This is a genomic window from Amycolatopsis coloradensis, assembly GCF_037997115.1.
GTDB lineage: Bacteria > Actinomycetota > Actinomycetes > Mycobacteriales > Pseudonocardiaceae > Amycolatopsis > Amycolatopsis coloradensis_A.
Map to the genome: position 1 here is coordinate 204,537 of NZ_CP150484.1, position 11,564 is coordinate 216,100.

The 11,564-nt window shown below is 68.9% G+C and carries 9 protein-coding genes; 3 read left to right on the plus strand and 6 right to left on the minus strand.

Translation table 11 applies throughout. From position 1 onward, the window contains the following. Positions 1-39 precede the first annotated feature (39 nt). Positions 40-522: a DUF4396 domain-containing protein gene (locus tag LCL61_RS00750; protein WP_425342023.1), complete on the plus strand. Its 483-nt coding sequence runs from the start codon at positions 40-42 to the stop codon at positions 520-522. A gap of 125 nt (positions 523-647) precedes the next feature. Here LCL61_RS00750 and LCL61_RS00755 read toward each other — a convergent pair whose 3' ends face one another. The 4 genes from LCL61_RS00755 to LCL61_RS00770 all read right to left on the minus strand — a co-directional run bounded on the left by LCL61_RS00755 (position 648) and on the right by LCL61_RS00770 (position 6,617). Beyond that, positions 648-1,871 carry a glycoside hydrolase family 88 protein gene (locus LCL61_RS00755; RefSeq protein WP_340688455.1) on the minus strand — a complete coding sequence of 408 codons (1,224 nt, stop codon included), beginning with the start codon at positions 1,869-1,871 and terminating at the stop codon, positions 648-650. A gap of 94 nt (positions 1,872-1,965) precedes the next feature. After that, positions 1,966-2,100, minus strand: coding sequence for a BBE domain-containing protein (locus LCL61_RS00760; RefSeq protein ID WP_340685052.1), 135 nt, complete (start codon positions 2,098-2,100; stop codon positions 1,966-1,968). A 204-nt stretch (positions 2,101-2,304) separates the two neighbouring features. Continuing rightward, positions 2,305-3,531 carry a hypothetical protein gene (locus LCL61_RS00765; protein WP_340685053.1) on the minus strand — a complete coding sequence of 409 codons (1,227 nt, stop codon included), beginning with the start codon at positions 3,529-3,531 and terminating at the stop codon, positions 2,305-2,307. A gap of 134 nt (positions 3,532-3,665) precedes the next feature. Further along, positions 3,666-6,617, minus strand: a complete 2,952-nt coding sequence (locus LCL61_RS00770) for an AfsR/SARP family transcriptional regulator (protein ID WP_340685054.1) — start codon at positions 6,615-6,617, stop codon at positions 3,666-3,668. 144 nt (positions 6,618-6,761) lie between these two features. Between LCL61_RS00770 and LCL61_RS00775 the strand changes: the two genes are divergently transcribed. After that, positions 6,762-7,418: an SH3 domain-containing protein gene (locus tag LCL61_RS00775; RefSeq protein WP_340685055.1), complete on the plus strand. Its 657-nt coding sequence runs from the start codon at positions 6,762-6,764 to the stop codon at positions 7,416-7,418. A 43-nt stretch (positions 7,419-7,461) separates the two neighbouring features. Beyond that, complete coding sequence (locus tag LCL61_RS00780) at positions 7,462-9,033, plus strand: alkaline phosphatase D family protein (RefSeq protein ID WP_340685056.1); 1,572 nt, start codon at positions 7,462-7,464, stop codon at positions 9,031-9,033. A 110-nt stretch (positions 9,034-9,143) separates the two neighbouring features. On the opposite strand, the gene LCL61_RS00785 is transcribed toward LCL61_RS00780, so the two are convergent. Both LCL61_RS00785 and LCL61_RS00790 read right to left on the minus strand, forming a co-directional pair. Then, on the minus strand, positions 9,144-10,148 hold the full coding sequence (locus LCL61_RS00785) for a helix-turn-helix domain-containing protein (RefSeq protein ID WP_340685057.1): 1,005 nt from the start codon (positions 10,146-10,148) through the stop codon (positions 9,144-9,146). A 144-nt stretch (positions 10,149-10,292) separates the two neighbouring features. Then, positions 10,293-11,453 (minus strand): glycoside hydrolase family 88 protein, encoded by a 1,161-nt coding sequence (locus tag LCL61_RS00790; protein ID WP_340685058.1) that lies wholly within the window; start codon positions 11,451-11,453, stop codon positions 10,293-10,295. Positions 11,454-11,564 lie beyond the last annotated feature (111 nt).

An 11,564-nucleotide genomic window follows, 5' to 3' on the forward strand; every position in this document is an offset into this window, starting at 1 on the left:
GTCCGCATGAACGAGACACGGCATGGAGCAAGCTGGTCGATGGCGGCTTCGGCGACGCTGCACTGCCTCACCGGCTGTGCGATCGGTGAGGTCCTCGGCATGGTGATCGGTACGGCGCTCGGCCTCGGCAACGTGGCGACGATCATCCTCGCGGTGGCGCTCGCTTTCGTCTTCGGCTACGCGCTGACCATGCGCGGCGTCTTGAAGTCGGGCCTGCCGTTCGGCACCGCGCTCAAGGTGGCGCTGGCGGCCGACACCGTGTCGATCGCGGTCATGGAGATCGTCGACAACGGGGTCATGCTGGTGGTGCCGGGTGCCATGGAGGCGGGGCTCGCGAGTCCGCTGTTCTGGGGCGCGCTGGCGTTCGCGCTGGCCGTCGCGTTCGTGCTGACGGTGCCGGTGAACAAGTGGATGATCGGGCGCGGGCTGGGGCATGCGAAGGTCCACGCGCACCACGGCGGGCACGGCGACCACGGCGACCACGGCGGACACAGTGGTCACGAGGGGCACCACGCGCACTGAGCGCCCTTCGTTGCACGGCCGCGGCCTGCCGGAGGTCCGTGAAGGCCTCCTTCCCTACCCTGAAGGTAGTGAAGGAGGCCTTCACTACCTTCAGGGAACGCCGCCTGCCAGGTGACCCCGCCGGGTCAGACGCTCGACAGGTCGATCGCCCTGTCGATCTCCTTCGGCATCAGCACCCGCAAAATGCCCTCCAGCAGGTAGTAGTCGGCGTAGGGCAGCGAAACCTCGACGCCGTCCTCGGCCCGCCGGTTGCGCGTCCCCCGCGCCACGATCGCCTCGGCGCGGGTGGACTTCGTGGTCAGGCAGGTGTCGCACAACGCGGTGAGGATCCGGATCGCCGCCTCGCGGTAGTGCGGCCGGTTCGCGACCTTCGCCAGGTCGAGCAGGCCGCACGCCATCACCGCGCCGGCCGAGGAGTCCTTGATGTCGTGCGGCGCCTGCGGTGCGAGGTAGTCCCACACCGGCACGGCGTCCGGGGTGAGGGCACGCAGCGCGAAGTCGGCAAGGCGTTGCGCGGTCCGCAGGAACAGCGGGTCGCCGGAACGCCGGTACATCGTGGTGAACCCGTAGATCCCCCACGCCTGACCGCGCGACCAGCAGGACGCCGGACTGTAACCCTGCACGGTGTTCGGGCCGATTTCGGCGCCGGTCTCGGGATCGAAATCGAACACGTGCGGCGTCGAACCGTCCGGGCGCAGGAAGACCCGTTCGGTCGTCTTCGCGTGGGAGACGGCGATGTCGAGGTACTTCCGGTCACCGGTCTGCTTGCTCGCGAAGGTCAGCAGATCCAGGTTCATCATCGTGTCGATGATGACCCGGCCGGCGTTGTTCGGCGTGCCGAGTGCGCCCCACGCCCGGATGAACCTCCCTTTTTCGTTGTAGCGCTGGATGAGCGACGCGGCGGCGGTGAGCGCGCCGGCGCGCCATTTCTCGTCGCCGGTGAGCCGCCAGCCGGTCACCCACGACGGGTAGAAGAGGAATCCGAGGTCGTGGTCCCGCGTCTCGTGCTGGCGCGGCGCGAGCTTTTCCGCCGACGCCATGGCGAGGGTGCGGAATTGCGGATCGCCGCTGTAGATCGAGGCGAGCCATAAAGTGCCCGGCCAGAATCCGCCGATCCAGCCGCCGTTCTGCGAATAGGTCCATTTCTCGAACCGGGTGATCTCCGGAAAGGCCGTCACGCCGGGTGCGACGGCTCGCAGCTTGGTCACCGCGTAGTCGGCCGTTCGGCGGAATGTCCTTAGGCTGTCGGCCACTTCCCCGGCCGCACTGGCGGCCGGGGTGATCGCCGTCGCCGCGACGGCGGCAATGCCGGGAACATGGGTAAAAAGGGTTCGCCGGGAAACGCTCACCATACCCGCCATTCGTCAGTGGGAAATGCGTCACGGGAGTTTCGCACGACGATCACGGCATTGTGAAGACCATTCATGGTTGTGAATAAACGGCTCACTCAGTGGGACGGATGTTCGCGTTGTGCCGGAACACGTTGTCCGGGTCGTACACCGCCTTGACGGCGGCCAGGCGCGCGTACTTCTCCGCGCCGAACGCCGTGCGCACCCGGTCTTCGTCGTATTCGTTCATGAAGTTCAGGTAGCCGCCGTAGTTGTTGGAATGCGGCAGGAGTTCTTCCCGCAGCGGGACGAAAGGGCGAAGGCCCGGCGTTATGGGGTACGCCGGGCCTTCGCGATCTGTGTTCGACCTCTGACCCCGCGACCGCGATCGACGTGGCCAGGGGCGCCTTGTCACCGCGATAGCGGGGCCTTCGGCCGAAGCGGGTTCAGGGGGTCACGAGCACTTGGGTGCCACCGGCAGGTCCGAGCCGGTCTGCACGTAGGTGTCGGAGACGTAGTGCCCCGGGCCGATCCGGTCCCAGACGTTGCTGGTGCCGAACTTGCCGGTGACGGTCTCGCCCTCGACGTAGCACTCGATGTTGACCTTCGCGTAGTTCGCCGCGAGGCCCTTGATCGCCGCGGTGGTGCTGGCCGAAGCCCGGACGTTCATCGGGTCGCCCGCGGTGCTGATGACGCCGGTCGGGCCGGAGCCGGTCCACAGGTAGGAGACGTTGACCCAGCCGTTGTCCGTCATCTTCAGACCGTCCCAGAAGGTGCCGTCCGCGAGGTCGATCCCCGCCGGGTTGGCCACCTTGCGGCCGAACTCGTCCTTGCCGCCGTTGTAGCCGTCCTGGTACGCCGCCTGTGCCTCGGGCTTGCCCTGCGGCAGGTTCTTCCACATCTGGCGGGTGGCCGACGGGTTCCAGTAGTCGTCCTTGGTGTTCCACGGACCGACGTCCCACACCGGCGCGTACTCGCAGCGGCTGTTGTCGGTGCGGCAGATCCGGACGGTGTAGTTGCCGGTGTTCTTCGGCGCCAGGCCACGGCCAGAGGGGAGGGCGACGAAGTGGTCGCGGGACTTGATCACGTGGCCGTTGGCGGTGGTGCCGCCGACGAGGCCCTCGCGGGTGCCGTAGACCCGGTACGTCAGCGGGGCCGCGGCCGCGCCGATCGCGTTGACCTGCGGGCCGAGCTCACCCTGAAGGGTGACGTCGCTGACCTTCGCGGTCACGCCGTCGGTCACCGTGCGCAGTCCGATGCGGACCTGGACGGTGGAGACGGAGGCGGGCAGGTGGGCGGCGCCGCCCTCGGTGGGCGTCCACTCCGTCCAGTCCTGGGAGTTGAGCCTGCCTCGGACGTCGACCTCGACCTCGGTGCCCTTCGGCGCGTCGGCGGTCACCTGGGCGGTGACGCGGTTCACCGGCTTCCCGAGCTTCTGCTCGGCGAGCAGCAGGTAACCCTGGCTGCCGACGGAGTCGGGTTTTCTGTGCCAGGCGGCGTTTTCCAGGCTGAGCACGCCGCCGTCGCTGCGGACGTTGACGTCGTCGCCGTCCACAGTGGACAAGTCGGCGCGCCAGCTTCCCTCGGGCGCCGCGTTCGCGGGGCTGGCGGCCAAGGCGGTGACCGCCCCCACGGCCAGCACGGCCGCCATCACCCGGCGGGCCTTAACGGTCCGGACCATTCCGGTCTCCCTTCGAGCACTCTCGGTGGCTACGAAGGGAGCTTCGCCGGGGGGTGTACACGATCGATACAAACGTGAGTCGGCACCTGATCGCGGTGGGTGAACCCGCAATCAGGTGCCGAAGTGCGAAAAGGTCAGGCGCTCGCGGAGTCGTTGTAGGAGGCTTCGGCCGCTTCCTGCAGGCGCGAAGCGAGTGCGGATTCCTGTGGCCGCGCGGAGAGTTCCCGCCACAACGCCAGCGCGCGCTCCGAATAGGTCCGCGACCGCTCGGGCTGGCTCAGCGCCTCGTGCAGTTCCCCGAGCAGCTGGGACACCTCGGCCTCGGACCGGCGATCCCCGTTGCGCCGGTGCACGCTCAGCGAATTGACCAGCAGCAGCTGCGCGTGGGCCAGATCGCCGCTGTGCAGATACAACTCGCCGAGGTTCTGGTTCGCGTAGCCGACGCAGTGGTCGTCGCCGAGTTCGTTGAAGATCGCGATGGCACGGTCGACCCACTCCCGCGCGCCCGCGAGGTCGCCCTGGTGCTGGCGCAGCATGGCGAGCCGTTTCAACGCGTGCGCCTCCCGGTGCCGATCGCCGATCCGGGCGGACTGATCGAGCGCCTCGGTGAACCAGCGTTCCGCTTCGTCGAACCGGCGCCGCGCCAGCCACACCGCGCCGATCGCGATCCGCGCGAGGGCCTCGCCGTGCGGATCGCCCGCCGCCGAGAACTGGTCGAGCGCCGCGTGACAGTGCTCCAGCGCGACGGCGTCCTCGCCCTTGATCCGCAGCACGGTGCCGAGCCCGGCCAGCGCGATCGCCGCGCCCTGCGTGTCGCCGACCTTGTCGAACAGCAGCTGCGACTGCTCGAACGCGACCAGCGCTTCGGCGTAGCTGTCCTGGTACAGCTGGATCTGCCCGAGGTTGCGCTGGATGATCGCCTCGCCGCGGACCTCGCCCGAGCGGCGCGCGGCGGCCAGCGCGACGGCATGGGTGTGCATCCAGTCGTCCTGGTGACCGCGCTGGTCGAAGTACGGGGCCAGCGCGGCGGCGAGACGCCAGGCCAGCGAGTCGAAACCCAGGTCGGCGGCCAGCGAGACGGCGGCGACACAGGTGTGCCGCTCGGCGGCGAACCACGCGGCCGGGTCCTCGATCAGATGCGCGGTACCCGGTGGCAGCGCGGGCTGGACGGCCGTGTCGTCCCGGTAGAGCCCGAAGAAATGGATCGGCATCCGATCCGCGGCCTCGACCGCGAGCGCGAGATAGCCCTCCAGCACCCGTTTCGTGGCGTCGCGCGCCTTCGCCGGGACGTCCTGCGCCCGGAGTTCGAGGGCGTAACACCGCAACAGGTCGTGCAGGCGGTAGCGGGGCTCGCCGGTGGCGTCCGAGCCGCTGAGCTCGACCAGATGAGCGTCCACCAGTACATCGAGGACGTCCTCACCGTGCGTGCGGCCGAGCAGGGCCGCGACCACCCAGCCGGGGAACTGGACCGAGCCGAGCCCGCCGAGGCCGCGGAACGCGGTCGCCGCCGACATAGGCAGGAGGTCGTAGCTGAGGGTGACACTGGCCCGCACGGCGAGATCTCCGACGCGGAGTTCGTCCAATCTTCGTCTTTCGTCGCGCAGCCGGTCGGCCAGCACGCGCAACGTCCAGCCCGGCCGATGGGTCAGCTTCGCCCCGGCGACCCGGATCGCCAGTGGCAGATACCCGCAGTGGCGCAGGATCGCCGTCGCGCAGTCCGGCTCCGCGGCGACCCTTTCCGTGCCGACGATGCCTTCGAGCAGCTTCGCGGCCTCGGCCTCGGGCAGCAGGTCGACGTCGACCGGGGTGGCCCCGGCCAGATCCGGCATCCGGACCCGGCTGGTGATCAGCACCGCGCAGGAACCCGCGCCGGGCAGCAGCGGGCGGACCTGCGCCGCGCTGCCGGCGTCGTCGAGGACGACGCACATCCGCAGTGTCGCGAGCCGGGAACGCAGCAACGCCGCGCGCTCGGGGAGATCACGCGGCAGCCCCGCGTCCGGGACGCCCAGCGCGCGGAGCAGCTCGGCGAGCACGGTCATCGGGGGCCGGGGCGATGACGACGTCCCGGCCAGGTCGACGTGCAGCTGACCGTCCGGGAAATCGTCGCGGACCGCGTGCGCCACCCGGATCGCGACGGAGGACTTGCCGATCCCCGGTGCCCCCGAAAGCACCGCGATCGCCGGCTTTCCCTGCTCGCTGCGTTCACGGAAGAGGCCGACGAGCTCGCCGACCACGTCGTCGCGGCCGGTGAAGTCCGGCAGGTCCAGCGGCAGCTGGCAGACCGGCGTCACCGGCACGGTGAGGGCGGCGGTCACCGCGTCCTGGGTCGCGGACGGCGTGAGGACCAGCGAAGCCCGCAGTTCCCGCAGCCGCGGCCCCGGTTCGGTGCCGAGTTCGTCCGCGAGCACCTTCTCGGCCGTTTCGTAGGCCTCGATCGCGTCGGCCGTGCGGCCGTCGGCCCGCAGCGCGACGATCAGCTGCTGCCAGAGCTCCTCGCGCAGGGGATGTTCGGTGACCAGGCCGCGCAGTTCGGCGACGGCTTCGGCGGTCCGGCCGAGTTCGATCCTCGCGCGCAGGCGCTGTTCCTGGACCGCGAGCCGCAATTCCGTCAGCCGGGCGACGGTCGCGCCCCAGCCGTGGTCGTGGGGGAGACCTTCGAGGACCTCGCCGCGCCACAGCGCTTCGGCTTGATCCAGCAGGTCCAGCGCGGATTCGGCTTCCCCGTGGCCGAGCGCGTCCTGCGCGCGGGCGGCCAATTCGCCGAAGCGGATGTGGTCGATCTCGTCGGGAGTGGCTTTGAGGATGTATCCGGATGCCCGGCTTCCGATGCGCTCCCCGAGCTCGGGGTCGTGGTCGGCGAGGCGTTTGCGGAGTGAATGGACGTAGGTGCGGATGTTCGCCGCCGCCGACCGGGGAGCGGACGAAGGCCACAGGACCTCGATCAGCAGTTCGGTGGAGACGACGACGTTGGGCTGGAGCAGGAGAGCGGCCAGCAGCAGCCGGGGTTTGGGCCCGCCGAGCGGCACCACCTGCCCGTCCACCGCCACTTCGAGCGGACCGAGAACGCGAAACCCGAGAATAGTCACCTAAACCGCCAATACGGCAGGAGCCCCATATCCGCCGATAATATTGCCGTCCCGCCATGGTTGGCTAGATCCATTCGCATGCATGTGCAGACAGCCGGTCGGCGTTTGTACGTGATGTGTACGACGCCGGTCGACGCTGAAGCCATGAAGCGTTCAAGTGTCCGGCGGCTCGCCGGTTTCTTTCTCGTGCTGGTGACGGCGGGCGCCTTGGGTCTCGCCGGAGCCACTCCCGCACTGGCCGCGGCCACCGGGACCGTGAAGACGGCGGGCGATCCGCTGAACGTCCGCCGCGCCCCGAGCACCTCCTCGACCGCGGTGCGCACGGTGGCCAACGGCGCCACGGTGACCATCGACTGCCAGACGGTCGGGACCTCGGTCACCGGTCCGCTGGGTACCACGACGTTGTGGGATTACGTCCCCGCGCTCGGTGGCTACATCTCGGACGGCTACGTCTACACCGGCTCGGACCAGCGGATCGCCCCCGACTGCGGAGTCGGCTCCGGCAGCGCCGAATGCTCCACCGGCGTCTGCGCGGGTGAGGGGCAGTTCCGCTCTTCGGACGCGCATTTCCTCGTCTACGACAGGAACGCCGACGGCAAGTCCGCCGTGGTCGCGTACTGGCTGAAGGGTGGCGCCGGCCCGTTCTACGTCTGGGCATCCGGCGGTAACGGCACCCACGTCGACAAGGCCGTGCCGGTCGCGAAGGGATCGTGGGTCTATTACAAGGTCTGCGTCGCCGACGCCGCCGCGAATCCGACGCTCGAGGCCTGTAGTGGCGGCATCACCGATTACGCCGCGTGAAATCCCTCCCCGTTCTTTCCCCACTTCGAAAGGTTGAATTTTCATGGGCCAGGTGAATCGGCGTGCGGTACTCCTCGGTGGGGCCGCGGCGGTTTCGGCGGCGGCGTTGTCGTCGACGGTGCCTTCGTGGGCGAACGCGAGAACACTGGCGGCGGCGCCCGCCATCCACGACCCGTTCCAGCTCGGTGTCGCGTCGGGTGACCCGCTGCCGGACAGTGTCGTGCTGTGGACGCGGCTCGCTCCCGCCCCGCTGAACCCCGACGGTTTCGGCGGCATGCCGGACGCTTCGTACACAGTGGACTGGGAACTCGCCGACGACCAGGCGTTCTCCTCGATCGTGCAGAAGGGCACCGTGACCGCGGCCCGTGCCTCCGGACACAGCGTCCACATCGAACCGGTGGGCCTCGAACCGGGACGGGAGTACTTCTACCGGTTCAAGACCAGCGGCCACATTTCGCCCGTCGGCCGGACGCGGACCGCCCCCGCCGCCGGTGCGGCGGTGAACCAGCTGAAGTACTGCTTCTCCTCCTGCCAGCATTGGGAGGAAGGCTGGTACCACTCGTACAAGGGCATGCTCGCGGACAACCCGGATCTGGTGCTGTTCCTCGGCGACTACATGTACGAGCGGAAGTCCGGCCGTGCCGCCGCCGACCGGAATCCGCGCAAACTGGCGTCCACCGAGGACGTGACGACGCTCGCCCAGTACCGCGCCCGGCACGCCCAGCACAAGACCGACGCCGACCTCCAGAACGCGCACGCGATGGCGCCGTGGATCGTGGTCTTCGACGACCACGAGGTGATGAACAACTGGAACGGCACCACCAGCCCGGCGACGGACGCGCGCAAGGCCGCAGGTTTCCAGGCGTTCTACGAGAATATGCCGATCCGGTCCACCGCGAAGCCGAGCGGCGCGTCGATCCGCCTGTACCGGCAGTTCGGCTGGGGGAACCTCGCCCGGTTCCACATGCTCGACACCCGCCAGTATCGCAGCGCGCAGGTGCCGGACCCGTCCGGTTCGGCGGGCCCGTCGTGCACCGACATGCGGTCGACGTCGCGCAGCATCCTGGGCACGGCGCAGGAGGCGTGGCTGCTGAAGGCACTGGAGACGCATCCGGCGAAGTGGGACTTCCTCGGCCAGCAGGTCTTCTTCGCCACCCGTGACGGTGACGGGAACAAGGCGACCTGTGAGAGCCCCGATTCCTGGCAGGGTTACGAGGCTTCCCGCGACCGGATCGCGAAGGGCATCGTGGATCGCAAGGTGCCGAACCCGATCGTGCTGACCGGCGACGTCCACCGGCACTGGGCGGCCGACCTGCGCCGCGACTACTTCAACCACAGCGACCCGGTGTTCGGTTCGGAACTGGTGACGACCTCGGTCACGAGCAACAGCGACACCGCGACCGATCCGTCTTCGACGTGGCTGTCGAACAACCCGCATGTCAAGTACTGCCGGGGAAAGCGTGGTTACGTGCGCGTGACGGCGTCGCAAACGCAGATGCGGGCGGACTTCATGACGCTTTCGGACACCACCGAGTACGACTTCTCGAAGGTTGTCCTGGCCGCGGACCGCAGTTACGTCGTCGAGGCGGGGAAGCCGGGACTCCAGCGGGTTTAGCGACCTCGTGAGTGTGGGCTGAAAGCGTCCTTCGCCTCGTCTGACGCGGTGAAGGACGCTTTCCTCGCATCCGATGCGGTGAAGGACGCTTTCAGCCCACCGCGCTCGGCTCAGGAGAGCAGGTCCACCAGCGCGTCGCCGCGCGGCGTCCGGACCACGAGCACCACCTGACCCTCGCGATGCCGCTGGATCAACCCAGCCGAGACGAGCTGTTCGCAGTGGTAGGTCGCGGTGCTCGCGGCACAGGACAGCAGATTCGCGATTTCGCCCATCCTGGCGGGCTTTCCCAAGTGCCGCAACAGTTTCGCGCGGTGGGCGCCGACGACCAGATCGAGTCCGTCGACACCGGGGGCCGGTTCGGGCTTGCCGCCGTCGAGCAGGCCGTCGAGCCCCGGCAGCGGGTAGCCGATCCAGATGGCGTCCTCTTCGTCGAGGTTGGACACCACCGAGCGGCTGCCCGCGAGCATCGGGACGAGGATCAGTTTGCGGCCACGGACGGTGTACTTCGCCGGCTCGGCGTCGGGCAGCAGCAGACAGCCGTTGCTGAACCGGAAATGGGGCCGCAGCAGGCCGAGCACCGCGTCGGTCCCGCCGCGGACCGAGGCGACGCCGATCCGCTCGATTTCGCGGTCGAGCAGGGGACGGGCCCTGCTCCAGAGGTTTTCGGTCGCCAGCCTGGTCGCGGTGAAGGCGTCCGCGAGCGAGGCGGCCCAGCGTCTCGGATGGTCGGCGGCCTGCCGCCACTGCGCGGGCACCCGATCGCCGAAGACCTCTTCCAGGCCTTTCAGTACGTCGGATTCCGTCAGGTCGCGCAGCATTTCCGCCTGGGCCGCGGCGGAACAGTCCTCGCCGGGACTGATCGGGACGATGAAGTCCGGCTGCACCGAGGTGCCGCGGCGGGCGAGTGAGCTCGCCGCGCGATATCCCTGCTCGGGAATCGCCGAGCCCACCTGACGGCGCCAGGCGGCGGGCAGGCCGCGGTCGTACCCGCCGACGACCTCGACGAGCATCGAAACCAGCGAGATGTGCGGGGAAACCGTCACACCGACCGGGATCGTGCTGGTGTCACCGAGTTCGAGCCGGGTAAAAGAGGCCAGGGGCGGCGTCTCGCGCATCCGGTCGTCCCTCCTGGGAGTGGGCGTCGCAGCACGCGATGTTAGCGCCTCCGGTCAATACCCGGCACCCGGTCGGAAAACGACCGAAGGGCGCTTTCCCCAGGTCGGAAGCGGGGAAAGCGCCCTTCGGCCGGTGCGGCGACCTCAGCGGGCGAGTTGCTCATTCATGATGAGGAACGCGCCGAGACCGTGGAAATCGTTGGTGTTGCGTTTACGCGCGTAGTAATACGCCGTGTCGCCGACGTTGGTGCCTTCGGAGATGTTCGAGATATCGGTCAATCCGTCGGCTCCGGTCGAAACCTGGGACAAGACCCCGCGATAGCCCTTCGCGGCCACGGGCCGGTACTCGGCGCCGATGTAGCCGCGTTCCACCGCGCGGGAGAGCAGGAAGGTGTACATCGCCGAAGCCGAGGTCTCCAGCCAGTTGTCCTTGTCACCGCCCCGGTCGACGACCTGGAACCAGCGGCCCGAAGCCCGGTCCTGCCAGCGGGTGTACCCCGCGGCGAGGAATTTCACGACGTCGACGAGACGACGGCGCCGCGGATGGTCGCGGGGGAGGATTTCGAGGAGGTCGATCGCCGTCATCCCGAGCCAGCCGATCGCGCGGCCCCAGTGGAATTTCGAATGCCGTCCGGGGCCCGAGGCCCACGGTTCCGAGCCGTCTTCGTCATAGGCGTGGTACAGCAGGCCCTTCGCGGGCTCCTTGAGCCGGTCGAAGTAGACGCTGACGTTCTTCGTGGCCTCTTCGTAGCAGTAGGCGGTGTCACCGAAGGTCTTGCCGTACAGGGCGAGGAACGGCTGCGCCATGTACACGCCGTCCGCCCACAGCTGCCCGACCCTGCTCGTGGCGTGGAGCATCCCGCCGTCGGACGTCCGGGGATAGGACGGGAACCGGGCGCGCAACTGGTCCGCCGCGGTCTTGTACTTCGCCTGCCCGGTTTCGGTGTACAGCAAGGGGAACATCTGCCCGGAGCGCATCGCGTCCAGATTGGTGAAATTGTTGGAGACTCCGCTCTCGGTGACGAACCGGTCGTACCAGGCGAGGATGTAGTCGAGGTAGGACTTCTCGCCGGTGCGCCGGTACACCAGGTACTGGCCGTAGAGGTAGAGGCCGCGGGTGTAGCCCCAGCCGCCGAGGGTGGCCGGGGTGTGACGCTTCATCGTCGAGTCGACGACGGCGCGCGACCAATCCACCGGAGCCGCGGAGGCCACGCCGGGCAGGGCGAGCGCGCCGAGGGCGCCCGCGGTTCCCGCCAGCACCGTGCGCCGGGAAAGCCGTGCCGCGCGAAGAGGATCTGGGGACATTCGAGGCCCTTCCTGCGCCGGGGAAGCGGGGAGTGAGTGGCCGGGATGCCGATCCGCCGTCCGCCGGCATCCCGACCAGTCTTGGGGGCGGAACTTCCTTGTGGGACAACG